A 15,311-nucleotide genomic window follows, 5' to 3' on the forward strand; every position below is an offset into this window, starting at 1 on the left:
GGAGGACGGGGTGCGGGCACAGCCGAACATCCTGCTGATCATGGCGGACCAGTGGCGCGGGGACTGCCTTGGCGCCGCCGGGCACCCCGTGGTGCGGACCCCGTTCCTGGACCGGCTGGCTTCCGGGGGGACCCGCTACGCGAAGGCGTACTCGGCGGTGCCGTCCTGTACTCCCGCGCGCGCTTCGCTGATGACCGGGCTCCGGCCGACGACGCACGGGCGGGTCGGGTACGAAGATGCGGTGCCGTGGGACTATTCCACGACGCTCGCCGGAGAGTTCACCCGCCACGGGTACCAGACCCAGGCGGTGGGCAAGATGCACGTCGATCCGCCGCGAGCGCGGCTCGGGTTCGAGAACGTCGTCCTGCACAGTCCGCTTGGGATCATCCGGGCCGCGCGGCAACAGGGCCAGGACCCCGATCTGGTCGATGACTACCTGCCGTGGCTACGACTGCGGTTGGGCCGGGACGGGACCTTCTTCGACCACGGCATCGACAGCAACTCCTGGGTGGTCCGCCCGTGGGACAAGCCCGAGCACCTGCATCCCACGAACTTCGTGGCGACCGAGGCGGCGGACTTCCTCCGCCGGCGCGATCCGACCAAGCCGTTCTTCCTGTTCGCGTCGTTCAACGCACCGCATCCGCCCTATGACCCGCCGAGCTGGGCCCTGGACCAGTACCTGCACACCGAGATGCCAGATCCGCCGGTCGGCGACTGGGCCGAGGCGTTCCAGCAGTGGGCCGACCCGCTGAATCCGACCGCACTGGTTGGTGCGGTGCCGGATGAGACCCTGCACCGGGCACGAGCCGGCTACTACGGTCACATCAGCCATGTCGACCAGCAGATCAATTATCTGCTGGAGGAGCTCGACCACCGGGGACTGCGCGAGAACACGGTGATCTGCTTCCTCTCCGACCACGGCGAGATGCTCGGCGACCATCACCTCTACCGCAAGGGCTTTCCCTATGAAGGATCAGCCCGGATACCGATGATCCTCAACGGCCCGGGTGTCCCGTCGGGCGAAGTTTGCACCGACGTCGTCGAGCTGGGGGATGTGATGCCCACACTGCTTCAGGCGGCTGGGCTTCCGGTGCCCGACGACGTGGAGGGGCTGAGCTTCCTGCCCGCCGCTGGCGACGAGCACGCGCCAGCGCGCGCTTGGCTGCACGGTGAGCACACCCTGTTGGGACAGTCGTTCCAGTGGCTGACCGATGGGCACGAGAAGTATGTGTGGTGGAGCGCCACCGGCAACGAGCAGCTTTTCGACCTCGAGGCGGATCCGGCGGAGTGCACCGACCTCGCACAGTCAGCCGAGGCGCAGGAACGGCTCGCGCGCTGGCGGGAGAGACTGATCGGCGTGCTGACCAGCCGGGAGGAAGGGTTCGTCGCCGACGGCCAACTGGTGCCGAATCGACCCGTCCGGCCGACCCTGAGCAGTGCGCGAGGTGGGACTCGAACCCACACGCCCGAAGGCACAGGAACCTAAATCCTGCGCGGCTACCAGTTACGCCACTCGCGCTCTCGTCCCATAGCCTAGGGCCGTGTCGACTTCAGATCCATCCGCCGTCCTCGTTCTCGACTTCGACGGGACCGTCTGCATCGGCGACGACCCGGTGCTGTTCTACGCCGAAGAGGTCGCCGCCCGCCACGGCGCCGCAGCCGGCGTTGCCGACCAGGTTCGCGAATTCCTCGCCGGTGAGCGGCACGTGGCCGGTGCTGCCGACGGGTACCACGCCGTGCACCGGCTCTCGGCCGCGGTCGGCGCCGGCCAGGAACTGCTCCGGGAGGCCTATCTCGCTTCCCGCTCCAGACTGGACGCCGGAGAAGGAGACACCCGCGCCCCGCACGGGCTCAGCGACGCACTGGCAGAGCTGCGCGGGGCCGACGTACGGCTCGTGCTGGCTACCAACTCACCCCGGATCGGCATCGAGAAGTGGCTCGCCAGCCGGGACCTGGACCACCGGATGGACGAGGTCATCTCCGATGCCGGGAAACCGGCCGGAATGCCCGACCTGCTGGAACAGGTGGCCAGCCGTGCGGGGCTGCAGGTGCCGAGCACCCTGGGCAGCATCGGGGACGTCTGGGCGAACGACGTCGGCCCGGTGATGGCCCGCAGTGGTACCGGCTTCTTCATCGACCGCTTCGGCACGGGTCAGCAGCCGAGCTCCTACACCGGCAGCACGTTCGAGGACCTCCTCCCGGCACTGCGGGAGTGGGCCGCCCAGCCCCGCTGACGACGGCGGGTGACGCGGGCCGTGTCCGGCTCACCGGGGCGCCGAGGTGCTGTCCGTCTGTCTGCCGTTCGTGGTGCCTGCCGTGCACCAGACGGTTACCGAGATGCAACCTTCCATTCCCTGGCGCATCGGCGGCGCGGTCAGTACCGTGAAATCCGTGTTCACGGCCGAGACGTTCGATGCAATGGCGTTTCGGCACTCCATTCCGGTGCCGCGGCACCACCGAACCGTGAGGTGCGAACGATGAAGCGAAACCTGCGTTGGGCCGCCGTGGGCGCCGTGGCTGCCTTGGCTCTGACCGCCTGTGGCAGCAACCCGAACGAGCCCGAGGACTCTGCTGACGGGGGCGACTCCGGTGACGGTGGTGGCCAGGAGGAGACGGTCGAGAACCCGGAGACGTTGATTCTCGGTCTGGTGCCTTCTCAGGAGGTGGACACTCTCGTGGAGGACGCGGACGCGCTCGGCGCGCTGATCTCCGAGGAGGTCGGTATCCCGGTGGAGACGTTCGTCTCGGAGAGCTACGCCGCACTGGTGACCGCGATGGGCACCGGCCAGGCGCACATCGGTATGTTCGGTCCGATCGCCCTGGTGCAGGCCGCGGACCAGGGTGGTGCGGAGATCATCCTGCAGTCGGTGCGCTACGGCTCGCCGACCTACCACACGCAGTGGTTCACCAACGATCCGGGCACCTACTGCCTCGACGACGTCGTAGAGGTGACCAACGACGACGGATCGGTCTACACCTTCTGCAACGGCACCGATAGCGCGGAGTCCGGCCCGGCGGGCGAGGACGCCCTGGCGCTGATCGAGCAGGACACGCCGATCTCCATGGTGGACGCCGCCTCAGCCTCGGGGTACTACTACCCGGCCACCCAGCTGCAGCGAGTGGCGGACCTGGACCCGTTGGCACTGAACACCCAGTTCGCCGGTGGCCACCCCAACTCGATCCTCAATGTCGCCAGCGGCGACTACCCGGTGGGGGTGAGCTTCGACGACGCCCGGGACAACCTGGTGGAGGAGAACCCGCAGATCGGCGAGGAGGTCACGGTGTTCGCCTACTCCGGCGAGATCCCGAACGACGGTGTGGCCGTGGCCGGCGACCTCTCCGACGAGCTGACCCAGCAGATCTCTGACGCCATGATCGCCGTGATGGAGACCGAGGAGGGTGCGGCCCAGTTCGATGCCGTGTACTCGATCGAGGGGCTGGTCCCGGCCGACCTGGACGCCCTCGAGGAGGCCCGCGAGGTCGAGGCGAACTTCGCCGGTCTGTGACCGGCGGACCCGGGAACTGCGCGGGGCGGGCGATGCCCGCTCCGCGCGTTGCGGGGAGTCCGCACAGTGAGCACCGTCCGGCAGTGAGGGAGCAGCATGATCGAGTTCCGTGACGTGTCAGTCACCTACCCCAACGGCACCAAGGGCCTGGACGGGGTGAACCTGAGCATCCCGGACGGTGAGTTCGTCGTGGTCGTCGGCCTGTCCGGCGCCGGTAAGTCGACCCTGGTGCGCACGATCAACGGGCTGGTGCCGGTGACCGGTGGTGAGCTCACCGTCAACGGGGAGAACCTCGTGGGGGCGAGCAAGCGCCGGCTGCGGGCGCTGCGCTCGAACATCGGGATGATCTTCCAATCCTTCAACCTGGTCAACCGCACCTCGGTGATGAACAACGTGCTCACCGGCCGGCTGCACGCCACCGGCACGCTGCGGTCCCTGCTCGGCTGGTTCTCCGCGGACGACAAGGAGGTCGCCTTCGACGCCCTGGAGCGGGTCGGCATCGTGGAGAAGGCCTACATCCGCGCCTCCCAGCTCTCCGGTGGGCAGCAGCAGCGAGTCGCGATCGCCAGGGCACTGGCCCAGGACCCGCGGGTGGTCCTTGCCGACGAGCCGGTCGCCTCCCTCGACCCGCCGACCGCGAACGCGGTGATGCGGGACCTGCAGCGGATCAACCGGGACCTGGGCATCACCACGGTGGTGAACCTGCACTTCCTCGATCTGGCGCGCCGCTACGGCGACCGGATCATCGGGATGCGTGCCGGCAAGGTGGTCTTCGACGGGACCGCGGCCGAGGCCGATGACGCCGTGTTCGAGGACATCTACGGCCGCTCGCTGACTGCCGAGGACGTCGCGGAGAGGGAACCGGGAGCGCTGGCGTGAGCGCACCCGCGGCCCAGGCGACCACCGGCGCCAGGCGGCCCGACCGCCCCCGCAAGCCACCGCCGTCGATCGGAGGGCTCGTCGGCCTGGTCGCCTTCGCGGTCATCACCGCCTGGGCGGCGATCGGCGTGGAGTTCACGCTCGCACCACTGATCACGAACCTCACCCGGGGCAGCGACGTGATCTGGTACTACCTGCACCCGAACTGGGAGATCCTCACCCGCCCAGCGGTGGCCGAAGGCTTCCTGGAGACCCTGTACATCGCGATCATCGCCAGTCTGATCGGCTGCATCCTCGCACTCGGACTGTCCATGCTGGCCTCGAAGGTCTCCGCCCCCAATAGTGCGGTCTACCAGGTCAGCAAGATCGTCCTCTCCCTGATCCGGTCGCTGCCGGACATCGCCTATGGTCTGCTGTTCGTCGCGTTCGTGCAGACCGGGGCACTGCCGGGCATCCTCGCCCTGATCGTGTTCAACATCGGGGTGGTGGCCAAACTCACCCCGGAGAGCATCGACGCCGTGGACCGCGGCCCCATCGAGGCGGTCGAGGCGGCCGGCGCCACCCGGTTCCAGCGGGCCCGGTTCGCGATCTTCCCGCAGGTGGCACCGAACTACCTGTCCTACTGCTTCTATGTGTTCGAGCTCAACCTGCGCGCCTCCATGGTGCTCGGTTTCGTCGGCGCCGGCGGCATCGGTGAAGTGATCAACCTGCTGATGACCCGGCTCGACCACTCCTCGGTCTCGGCCGTGGTGGTCGCCCTGTTCGTGGTGGTGTTCGTGCTCGACCAAGCCTCCCGCACGGTGCGAAGGAGGCTGACGTGACCGCTACGCAGACCCGCACCGGCAGCAGCACCGTCCGGCCGAAGCCACCGTCGAAGCTGCGGCCCACCCTGGTGGTGGTGATCACCGGCGCGATCGCCCTGGCGGCGCTGCTCGCCGTGGATGCCCGCTGGGAACGGTTCCCGCAGATCTTCACCGAGGCCCCGGCCTACATCGCGCTGATGGCCGACGGCGTGTTCCAGAACCCCTTCACCATGCCGTGGAGCGAGTACTGGACGAAGACCTTCGGGTACATGTTCGAATCGGTGCAGATGGCCTGGATGGGTACGGTGATCGGCGCGCTCCTGTCCTTCCCGCTGTCCTTCTTGGCAGCGAGCAACGTTGCTCCGCGCTGGGTGGTGCTCCCGGTACGCCAGGTGCTGAACGTGATCCGTGCGCTACCGGAGATCGTGCTCGCCATCGCGTTCATGATCCCGATCTTCGGGCTCGGCGCCCTGGCCGGCACGATGGCCCTGGGCATCGGCTCGATCGGCACCTTGGGCAAGCTCTCCAGTGAGGCGATCGAAGGCATCGACACCGGGCCGGTGGAGGCCTTGAGCGCCACCGGCGCGAACAAGGCGCAGGTGTTGCGCTGGGCCGTGGTGCCGCAGGTGCTGCCGGAGATCGTGGCCTTCTGGCTGTACCGGTTCGAGATCAATATCCGCGCCAGCGCGATCCTCGGCATCGTCGGCGCCGGTGGGATCGGCTCCATCCTCGGCCAGCTCTTCAACGGCCGGATGTGGGACCGGATCGGTATCACGCTCGTGGTGATCATCGGCGTGACCGTGATCGTGGACCAGATCTCCGCAGCGGTCCGGCGGCGGATCATCTCCGGTTCGGCGCGGCCCTCGGTGGAGGCGAGCAGCGGCCCCGTGGAGGCAGCATGAGCGGCACAGTGATCCCGGAGATGGGTTCGGTGCCCGCCCTGATCCGGGCCGGCGTCTCCGCGCTGCACCCCAGCGAGCAGCGGGTGGCACAGGTGTTCATCGACCGCCCGGAGTGGACCATCGAGGCCGCCGCCCAGGACGTCGCCGATGCGGCCGGAACCTCGCGGGCCACTGTGGTGCGCGCCGCGCAGCGACTGGGTTTCACCGGCTACCCCCAGCTGCGGGTGCTGCTTGCCCGGGATCTGGGCCTGAGCGCCACTCAGCCGCCACTGACCGACCACAGCGGCGCCGTCGGCGTGGTGCGTGCCTACGTGCGGGAGGTGGCCAGTGCCGCACACGACCTGGCCGCGCTGCTCGATCCCGAGGACGTGCAGCGTGGTGTGGACCTGCTCCGCGCGGCCCGTTCGATCCTGGTGCTCGGCAATGGGCTCTCCGCACCGGTGGCGATGGAGGCCGCGATGCGGCTGAACGCCATCGGCCGCAACGCCGAGGCGCCCACCGACCATGTGGCTCAGGGAGTGCGGGCGCGGCTGCTCGGACCGGAGGATGTCTGCCTGGTGGTCAGCGGCTCGGGGTCCACCCGTCCCACGGTGCAGGCGGCACGCGCGGCTCGGACCGCTGGAGCGGCGCTGATCGCGATGACGGCGTTCACCACCTCACCGCTGACCGAGATCGCGACGGTGAGCTTCGTCTCGGCGCTGGGTGCCGGCTCGTTCCGGGACGAGATCACCCGCACCTCGCGGCTGTCCCAGACGATCATGGTGAATGCGTTGATCCGGGCCCTGATCCAGGCTGACCCGGAGGCCGCGCAGATGGCGCAGGCACGGATGCTGGACGTGATCGGCGAGGTGTTCCTGCAGGATCCGCCGTAACCGCGGCCCTCGGCGCTTGATCACGCTCGTGTGTGTGATTACTGGGGCCATACCCCCAGTGATCGCACACACCAGATGGTGCGAGTCGACGGCGGAGCTCAACGGGCCTAGATCGGTCGCCTCAGTCGATCTTCAGGTCGCGGCGCAGCTTGGCCACATGCCCGGTGGCGCGCACGTTGTACTGGGCCAGCGCTACGGTCCCGTCCGGGGCGACGACGATCGTCGAGCGGATGACGCCGGTGTAGGTGCGTCCGTAGTTCTTCTTCTCGCCCCAGGCGCCGTACGCCTCGAGAGCGGTGTGCTCAACGTCACTGAGCACCGGAAAGGTCAGCGATTCGGCCTCGACGAACGCCGCGAGCTTGTCCACGGGGTCGGGGGAGATGCCCACCACGGCGTAGCCGGCGCCGCCCAACGAGGCCAGCGAGTCCCGGAAATCGCAGGCCTGCTTGGTGCAGCCGGGGGTCCCGGCAGCCGGGTAAAAGTACACGATCACGCCATTTTCAGCCTGTGGCAGCAGGTCCGACAGGCTCACCGTGGAGCCGTCGGCGGCGGGGAGGGAGAAGTCGGGTGCGGGCGTGCCCACCTCAAGACGGGACATCGAACAGGCCTCCTCAGAGTCGGTGTCCGGCCAGCCTATCCGGGCCCGGTGCGGGCCTGTGGCGGGGTGCCGGCGGGTTCGCTTCGGCCGCGCCGCGGCTGCTAGTATCGCTGTCGCGCAAGCGCCTCTAGCTCAATTGGTAGAGCAAGTGACTCTTAATCACTGGGTTCCGGGTTCGAGTCCCGGGGGGCGTACCAGAATCGTTGGAATATCAACGGAAACGGCAGACTGGGGCTTGACCGATGGTGGTAGCGGCCCAGGTCCGCCGGACCTGACGGTACGGTTTGGTCTGTGTCCACTCCACGACTGGCCCTCGTTACCTGCGCCGACTATCCCCACCTGTTTGAAGAGGACGCGCCGCTGATCCCGGCGCTGGCCGAGCGGGACATCGCCGCCGAGGCGGCGGTCTGGGACGACCCGGGGGTGGACTGGGCCGCCTACGACATGGTGGTGATCCGTTCCACCTGGGACTACACCGCCCGCCGGCGCGAGTTCATCGAGTGGGCCGGATCGGTGCCCCGGCTGGTGAACCCGCCGAACGTGGTGCGCTGGAACACGGACAAGCACTATCTGCAGGCACTGGAGGACCATGGGCTGCGGGTGGTGCAGACCACCTGGCTCGAGCCGGATCGTGGCTATGACAAGCGCGCCCTGCATAACAGGTTCCCGGCCCGGGAAGACTTCGTGATCAAGCCGGCGGTCAGCGCCGGCTCAGTGGGTGCTGGCCGGTACACCGCCACTGATGCGAACTCCCGGCGATATGCGATCGAACACGCGATGCGGTTGCTGAACGAGGGGCACTCGGTGATGGTGCAGCGGTACATGCCCCAGGTGGACGTGCACGGCGAGATCGCGCTGGTCTACTTCCACGGCACCTACTCGCATGCGATGAAGAAGGCCGCCGAGCTCACCGACGTCGGCGAGGTCGCCACCGCCGATGGCTTCGAGACCGAGGAGATGGAGGTCTACAAGGCCACTCCCGCCGAGATCGAGGCCGGCCAGGCCGCCCTCGCATTCGCCCGCGCCCGGATTCCCGGGCGAAGCCTGTCCAGCCGACCGCTCGCCTACGCGCGGGTGGATATGGTGCCGGCCGGTGACGGTGAGCCGGTACTGATGGAGATGGAGCTGGTGGACCCGCGGCTGCACCTGCCACTGGGCCGGCAGGCGCTGGGCCGATTCGCTGACTCGCTCGCGGCCGAGCTGCGGATGGGGCCGGACGCCGCCAACATCGATCTCGCCTGAGAAGCGCGCAGTGCCCCGGACGCCACTCGCGTCCGGGGCACTGCCCGTCTCCGGGTCGGACCGCCTAGCGGCGTGCCTGCAGGGCTAGCGACCGCCTGCGCAGCAGCAGGCCGGCTGCCAGCAGGAGCAGCGCCACCACGGCGACGCCGAGCACTGTGGCACCGGTGACGGCCAGTCCGCTGCCGTCATCGGAGCCGGCACCGGCCTCCGGGTCATCGGCGTCCGGGTCGCCGCCGCTACCGGCGGCCGCATCGTCCTCGGACGGGTCCGAGGCGTCGCCCGGGTCGCCGCCGCCACCTGTCGGCTCCTCGCCCGGATCCTCGGTGGGGGAGTCGGTCGGGTCCTCGGTCGGCGGGTCCGTGGGGGCGGCCGCGGCCGGGAGCACCGCCGGCACCGAGGTGACACGGTTGCCGTCGGGGTCGCTGACCCGGGCGTACCAGAGCCGGTCGACGTCCGAGGCTTCGGCCAGGTCGACCTCTGCCGTCTCCTCCGGAGCTACTGTTCCGCCGTCGATCTCCTCGGCGGGGCCGGTGACAGCCCACAGTTGCGGCGCCAGGGTGGTGCTGCGGACCAGGTCCACCGCCACCACGAACTCTTCGTCGGAGGCGTCGTAACGGGCATCGTCCCCGCGGAACGCGGGCTCGTCATACCGCCACGACTCGAACGTGTCCAAGGTGGGGGAGTAGGCGTTGACCGCCATCAGCCCGGCGTCGAGGTCCAGCTGCAGCAGCCGCTGGAACCCGGTGTCCCGATCGAGCCAGTCGTCCCGCGTGACGGTCGGGTCCTCCGCCTGGGTGGACCGGTAGCCCTGGTAGTCCGCGAGCATCTCCACCACCATCCGGCCAGAGGAGCCGACGTTCTCGACCGCCACGGTGCCGGGGGTGACTTCGGTGGCGTCGGTCTGCTCACCGGTCACCGGGTCGCCGTACTGCGTGGAGACCCCGTGGTAGTGCCCGCCGAGGACGAGAAACACGTTCTCGTTCGGGGCCACGACCGTCTCCCACACGGCGACGCCGGTAGCCGGGTGGCGCAGGTCGACATTGTCACGCACGCCACTGGTGTGCAGGTAGGAGTGGGTGGACAGAACCACGCTGTGGTCCGGGTGCGCTGCTGCCTGATCGGAGGCCCAGGCCAACTGCTCGTTGCTGGGCCGGTAGGGCAGGCTGATCACGAGGAAGTCCACCCCGCCTTCGGAGAAGTAGTCCGTGTGCGCGGAGTTGTCCCCGGGCGCCCACGCCTGGCCGTACCAGGACTCCTCCTCGAACAGGCTCGGCCCGAAGTACTCGTTGTACAGGGTGTTGTCCCGACCCCAGAAATTGTCGTGGTTGCCCGGCAGCACACCGTTGGGAACGTCGGCGTCGTTGAGCAGGCCAATGATGTTCTGGGCGGCCTGGAACTCCCGGTCGGCCCGCTCCTGCGGGTGGTTGCCGTTCATCCAGTTCTCCACGATGTCACCGGTCAGCGTGCTGTAACCGATGTTCCGGGCCGCGGCGTTGGCGATCAGCCAAGTCGCCTGCTGGCGGAAGACGTCGCGGAACCCTTCGGCGAGGAACTGGGTGTCCGGCATGTGGTTGATCGCGACGTCGTAGCTGCCCGGATCCGCGAACGCGTTGTCGTGGACACCGATCTCCTCGATCAGCCCGCCGTTCGTCCGCGGGCCGTCGATCACCAGCACATGTGCGGTGCCTTCGGAGATGGCCGACGGCGGAATTTCCGTGGCGAGCGTCAGGTCACCGTCCGCAGAGGGTACGGCGGTATCGCCGCTCTGCCAGGCGCCGTCGGACCAGATCAGCAGCTGCAGCTCGTTCCGGGCGGTGGCGCTGCCGTGCCAGACGAACTCTGACTCCTCGGTGGCGTCGATCTCGAACCGTTGGAACGGGTAGCCGGTACCGGAGGCAGTCACCTCACCGGGTTCGGCGACGATCTGCTCACCGTCGATCTCGAGGGTCTCCGGCACTGGCACCGGGCTCACCCCCTCCCGCACGACGGCGTCGCTCGTCTCGCGCAGGTCTGCCACCCGGGCGGTCACCTCGAGGGTGCTGCCGGACTGGTCCGAGGTGGTAATGCCGGTGGGCTCGCCCTCGCCGCCGGATACGGCCGGGGTGCCGGGCACATGGTTCGTCTCGACCGTGACTGGGTCGAGCTCACCGGGCAGCGGCTCGGTGGGGTCGATGATCTCTGCGTCGATCAGCTCGCCGGGCGTGCGCTCGGCGGTGACGACGAAGTCCAGCTCGTTGTCCCCGGTGGACTGGGCGCGGGTGTAGCTCTCGCCCTGGTCGGTCTTCGTCCAGTTCCGGGCCTCCTCGCCGAGGCGGCAGGGGGTGTACTGGTCGACGATGACGTCGTAGGAGGCGAAGGCATCGACGAGCTGGTTGTTCTCGTCGGTGAGGTAGAGACCGTAGCCGTCGGTGTGGTTCAGACCGGTGCCGTACAGGCCGTCGGCGATCTCCTGCAGCGCGGCGGGTGCTCCGTCGGACACCCCGAGGTAGGTCTGGCCGGGCTCGATGGTGGCGTCCAGGTCGGCGATCTGCACCGACTCGCCCACCCCGGGTTGGCCGGTGCCGAAGCAGCGGTAGGCGCTCCACCCGGACAGGTCGACCGGTTGGTCCCCGTAGTTGCCGAGCTCGAAGAACTCGTCGCTCCCGCCGGCGGGCCCGCCGGCGGTGATCTCGCTGATCCGCACGTCCTGGAAGCCACCCCACTCGGGTACCGGCTCGAAGTCCGTCGACGGGTCGTCGATGCCCGGGGTGCGGGTGGCGGTCTGGATGAAGTCGGTGAGGTTGTCCCCGGTGTCCGAGACTCGCTGGTGGGTGGTGTTGTCGAAGTTGTTCAGCTTCTCGTGGATCGGCCGGCCGTCGCTGCAGGCGCTGTTCTTGTTGTTGTAGACACCGATGCGATCGACGATCTCGTCCTCGGCGGTGAGCAGCATGGCGCCGGAGTCGCGCCAGTGCATGGCGGTGCCGTAGGTGATGTCGGCCTCCTCGGCGTGGGCGCCATTGGCGCGCGCGGCGAGATAGCTCGCGCCCGGCTCGAGGGTGGTGCCCTCGGGCAGCGCGCCGATCTGGAGGTACTGGGTACCGTTCTCGCCGCAGCGGAAGAGCTGGTAGCCGGTCATGTCGACCGTGTCGTCACCGTAGTTGGTGACCTCGACGTACTGGTCCCAGGTGGAAGTGTCACCGCCGTTGGTGAACTCGGAGAACCGCAGCCCATTGTCGATGCGGGGCACGTCCTGCTCCGTCGCATTCGGCTCATCGACAGTACGTGGGGCGATGATCCAGTCCGCCTCGATGTCCCCGGTGTGCGACACGCGCTGGTGGGACTCCTCCAGCCGGTGCTGCAGAGCGTCCTGCAGCCACTGGCCCTCGACGTCACAGTCGTTGTTGACGTCTTCGTGGTAGAAGCCGATCGCATCCACCCGCTGCCCGGTCTCGTCCTCGAGGATCGCGCCGTAGTTGTAGCTGGCCAGGTTGGTGCCGTAGTAGGAGTCCGCCTGATAGCCGGAGCTCTCACCTGCTGCCGTGTACTGCTCGCCCGGCTGGAGCACCGTGCCCTCGGCCACGATCGCCTGCGGACCGTAGGAGGCGCCGGTCCCGCCACAGCGGTAGATCCGGTAGGAGGAGATGTCCATCGGTGCATCGCCGTAGTTGGTGATCTCGATGAAGTTCCTCGCGGAGGACCGACCCGCCTGGGTGTCACCGTTCTGACCACCGTTGGCGATCTCGCTGATCAATACCGGTGAGCCTGGTTCGATGTCGTAACGCAGCGGTGCGGGAGCTGCCGCGGCTGGGACCGCTGCGGCCAGCACCAGTGCGGCGGCGACGCCGGTAGCCGCGAGAGCAGCCCCGGATCGCCGTGGGAATGGGTTGTGCATGAGATCCTCTCGTCACCTGCGGACGGGATGTCGGCAGGCCCAGGACAGCCTGGCGGTCCGGGTGGAACGACCGGTGTCGGTCAGGCGACCAGGTGATGACGGGCAGGAGACCGAGTCAGAGGCCGAGGATGGCGCGGGCGATGGTGAAGTAGATGATCAGGCCGGTGGCATCACAGAACGTGGAGATGAACGGGGTGGAGAACACCGCTGGGTCCACCCGGCAGGCCTTGGCGATGATCGGCATCAGCCCGCCGACGGTCGCGGACATCGTGCACACTGCCAGCAGTGTCAACCCGATCACCGCCCCGATCGGTACCTCATAGGCGAGGCTGGCCACTGCGAATCCGAGTGCACCGAGCGTCAGTCCGAGCGCGAAACCGGTGCGCAGCTCTTTCAGCGCCACCCGGCCGGCATCCCGGGTGCTCAGCTCGTTCATCGCCAGTGCGCGGGTGACCGTGGTGGCAGCCTGGGCACCGGTGTTGCCACCGGTGCCGGTGAGCAGCGGGATGAACAGGGCGAGTGCTACCTTCTCCGCCAGGGTGGCTTCGAACAGCTCCAGCACTTGCACGGTGAGGATCGCTGAGACCGCCAGGACCAGCAACCACGCGATCCGCGCCTTGGTGATCGCCCGCACGGGGGTGAGCAGGTACGTGCGGCGCAGCGGCTCGCTGCCGCCGGCGCGCGCGTGGTCCTCATCCTCAGCGGCGCGGATGATGCGGATCGCATCGTCGATGGTGAGCAGCCCGACCAGCCGGTCCTCACGGTCGACCACCGGTAGCGCGAGCAGCCCTCCGTCCAGGCAGCGGCGGGCCGCCCTCTCGTCGCCGTCGTAGGCAGGCGCCGAGACCGGCGTATTCATCACCGCGGCCACCAGGTCGCTGTCCTCGGCACGCATCAGCTCGCGCAAGCTCATGATCCCCACCAAGGTGCGCGAGGAGTCCACCACCGGCACGGTGTAGATGGTCTCGTAGGTCGCCTCGTCTCGCCGCACCCGCGCCAGCACTGCCTGCACCGTCTCGTCCGGGCGAGCGATCAGATACTCCGGGCTCATCTTCCGCCCGATCGACCCCTGCGGATAGCCCAGGATCGGCGCGGTCGCCGTTCGCTGCCGCTCGCTCAGGGTCTTCAGCAGCCGCTTGGTGACCTTCGCCGGCAACTCGTCCAGCAGGGCGACCACATCGTCCGGGTCGAGCGCCTCGAACACACCGACCACCTCAGCCTCGGCGAGTTCGGTGATCAGGTCGGCCTGCGCCGCCGGCTCCAGGCGTTCGAACACGTCGATCGCGGTGTCCTTGGGCAGCAGCCGGAAGACGACAGCGGCGTCCACTGGGGAGAGTCGGTCGAGGAGCTCGGAAATCTCTGGCCGCGGGGTCGAGGCGGTGAGCGTCGCCAGCGTGGCCAGATCGGCGCGTTCGACCAGGTCGTGGATGGTCTCGAGAGTTTCGGTCATGGTCATGGCGGCACCTCCGCACAGGTGACGGCGCGGACGCGCTGTGCGCGGCCGGACCGGGGGAGTGGGGCCGTAGCAGGCACTGTGGAGTGCCCCGGGGCTACGGCGGGAATGCGCCTGGGTTTCGCCTGGCTCAGGAGTGCGCGGCGCGGCACGCGGACCTGATGGCGCGGCAATGTCGGCTACTACTGCCGGTGTCCATGGCCATCTCCGTTCGCGCGTGAGCCGATCCTGACGGTAGCCAGATTACCTGGTCCCAGGTCCGGGCCGGACACCGACGGATCGGTAGGGTGGGTGATCCTGTGACTGCCACCGCGCTGACTCTGGTGCTCTGTGCCGCACTGTTCCACGCGCTGTGGAACAGCGCAGCCAAGGGCGCCAGTGGCGACAGCTACGTGTTCGTGTGGGTGAACTCGGTGGGCTCGGCGGTACTCTGCCTCCCGCTCGCGCTGGTGCAGCTGGCCCAGGCGGGCTGGCCGTGGAGCTGGGAGCTGCTGGTCGCCGCCGTGGGGTCAGCGCTCTTGCATATCGTGTACAGCCTGGTGCTCCAGACGGGCTACCAGCGCGCCGAGCTCGGTGTGGTCTACCCGGTGGCGCGTGGAGTCGGACCGCTGCTCACCATGCTGGTCGCGTTGCTGGTACTGGGGGAGCGGCCTGGCGTGGCCGCGGTGCTCGGCGGCGTCGTGGTGCTCGCCGGCATCCTGGTCGTGACCACCGGGAATAGTGTGGCCCGCCGGGACCGGCTGGTGCGTGGGCTGGTCTACGGCAGCGCTACCGGTGTGGCGATCGCCGGGTACACCCTCTGGGACAACCACGCCGTGGTGGCCTGGGAGCTGGCGCCGCTGACCTACTTCGCGTTCACGATCACGATCCAGTCCCTGCTCCTCACTCCCGGTGCCCTGCTCCGGCGACGCCACTGGCAGGGGACTGTTCGCGCGAACTGGCACCGCAGCGCCGTCGTGGCCGTGCTCTCTCCACTCGCCTACATCCTGGTCCTGATAGCGATGCAGACCACCCCGGTTTCCGTGGTGGCACCGGTGCGAGAGTCCTCGATCGTGATCGGCTCGTTGTTGGCCTGGTGGCTGTACCAGGAACCGAACCCGGTGCGCCGGCTCATCGGTGCGGTGGTGGTGCTCGCCGGGATCGCCCTGATCGCGGCTGGGTAGCGGCCCGATCGGACGTGCGCTG

General features: G+C 68.6%; 12 protein-coding genes and 2 tRNA genes. 10 read left to right on the top strand and 4 right to left on the bottom strand.

Translation table 11 applies throughout. The features are described from left to right. Positions 1 to 40: 40 nt before the first annotated feature. Positions 41 to 1,486, top strand: coding sequence for an arylsulfatase (locus FU260_RS06700; RefSeq protein ID WP_235912255.1), 1,446 nt, complete (start codon positions 41 to 43; stop codon positions 1,484 to 1,486). Here the strand turns inward: FU260_RS06700 and FU260_RS06705 are convergent. After that, positions 1,438 to 1,519: transfer RNA gene (locus FU260_RS06705), tRNA-Leu, on the bottom strand. The two genes, FU260_RS06700 and FU260_RS06705, sit on opposite strands and share 49 nt — an antisense overlap. A gap of 22 nt (positions 1,520 to 1,541) precedes the next feature. On the opposite strand from FU260_RS06705, the gene FU260_RS06710 reads away from it, so the two are divergent. The 6 genes from FU260_RS06710 to FU260_RS06735 all read left to right on the top strand — a co-directional run bounded on the left by FU260_RS06710 (position 1,542) and on the right by FU260_RS06735 (position 6,962). Continuing rightward, positions 1,542 to 2,234, top strand: a complete 693-nt coding sequence (locus FU260_RS06710; RefSeq protein ID WP_147916355.1) for an HAD family hydrolase — start codon at positions 1,542 to 1,544, stop codon at positions 2,232 to 2,234. A 243-nt stretch (positions 2,235 to 2,477) separates the two neighbouring features. After that, on the top strand, positions 2,478 to 3,506 hold the full coding sequence (gene phnD / locus FU260_RS06715; RefSeq protein ID WP_147916356.1) for a phosphate/phosphite/phosphonate ABC transporter substrate-binding protein: 1,029 nt from the start codon (positions 2,478 to 2,480) through the stop codon (positions 3,504 to 3,506). A 96-nt stretch (positions 3,507 to 3,602) separates the two neighbouring features. Beyond that, entirely contained in the window at positions 3,603 to 4,385 is a 783-nt protein-coding gene (phnC, locus tag FU260_RS06720; RefSeq protein WP_147916357.1) for a phosphonate ABC transporter ATP-binding protein, read from the top strand. Continuing rightward, positions 4,382 to 5,206 (top strand): phosphonate ABC transporter, permease protein PhnE, encoded by an 825-nt coding sequence (gene phnE, locus FU260_RS06725; protein WP_147916358.1) that lies wholly within the window; start codon positions 4,382 to 4,384, stop codon positions 5,204 to 5,206. The genes phnC and phnE (FU260_RS06725) overlap by 4 nt, the downstream gene beginning before the upstream one ends. Further along, entirely contained in the window at positions 5,203 to 6,090 is an 888-nt protein-coding gene (gene phnE, locus FU260_RS06730; protein ID WP_147916359.1) for a phosphonate ABC transporter, permease protein PhnE, read from the top strand. The genes phnE (FU260_RS06725) and phnE (FU260_RS06730) overlap by 4 nt, the downstream gene beginning before the upstream one ends. Beyond that, the gene (locus tag FU260_RS06735; protein ID WP_147916360.1) at positions 6,087 to 6,962 is read left to right on the top strand and encodes a MurR/RpiR family transcriptional regulator; all 876 of its coding nucleotides are present in this window, start codon (positions 6,087 to 6,089) and stop codon (positions 6,960 to 6,962) included. Before phnE (FU260_RS06730) ends, FU260_RS06735 begins: the two co-directional genes overlap by 4 nt. 121 nt (positions 6,963 to 7,083) lie before the next feature. On the opposite strand, the gene FU260_RS06740 is transcribed toward FU260_RS06735, so the two are convergent. Further along, complete coding sequence (locus FU260_RS06740) at positions 7,084 to 7,560, bottom strand: peroxiredoxin (RefSeq protein ID WP_147916361.1); 477 nt, start codon at positions 7,558 to 7,560, stop codon at positions 7,084 to 7,086. 121 nt (positions 7,561 to 7,681) lie between these two features. On the opposite strand from FU260_RS06740, the gene FU260_RS06745 reads away from it, so the two are divergent. Together FU260_RS06745 and FU260_RS06750 are read left to right on the top strand one after the other, a co-directional pair. After that, positions 7,682 to 7,757 (top strand) — tRNA-Lys (locus tag FU260_RS06745). Between the two features lie 94 nt (positions 7,758 to 7,851). After that, positions 7,852 to 8,802 (top strand): ATP-grasp domain-containing protein, encoded by a 951-nt coding sequence (locus FU260_RS06750; protein ID WP_147916362.1) that lies wholly within the window; start codon positions 7,852 to 7,854, stop codon positions 8,800 to 8,802. A 64-nt stretch (positions 8,803 to 8,866) separates the two neighbouring features. Here FU260_RS06750 and FU260_RS06755 read toward each other — a convergent pair whose 3' ends face one another. Both FU260_RS06755 and mgtE read right to left on the bottom strand, forming a co-directional pair. Further along, on the bottom strand, positions 8,867 to 12,673 hold the full coding sequence (locus FU260_RS06755) for a lamin tail domain-containing metallophosphoesterase family protein (protein WP_147916363.1): 3,807 nt from the start codon (positions 12,671 to 12,673) through the stop codon (positions 8,867 to 8,869). A gap of 115 nt (positions 12,674 to 12,788) precedes the next feature. Then, positions 12,789 to 14,129: a magnesium transporter gene (gene mgtE, locus FU260_RS06760; protein ID WP_147916364.1), complete on the bottom strand. Its 1,341-nt coding sequence runs from the start codon at positions 14,127 to 14,129 to the stop codon at positions 12,789 to 12,791. 296 nt (positions 14,130 to 14,425) lie between these two features. Here mgtE and FU260_RS06765 point away from each other — a divergent pair, with 296 nt between their 5' ends. Further along, a complete protein-coding gene (locus FU260_RS06765; protein WP_147916365.1) occupies positions 14,426 to 15,289 on the top strand; it encodes a DMT family transporter in 864 nt (287 codons plus the stop codon). Positions 15,290 to 15,311: the final 22 nt, after the last annotated feature.

Origin of the sequence: Ruania zhangjianzhongii (assembly GCF_008000995.1) — a bacterium.
GTDB lineage: Bacteria > Actinomycetota > Actinomycetes > Actinomycetales > Beutenbergiaceae > Ruania > Ruania zhangjianzhongii.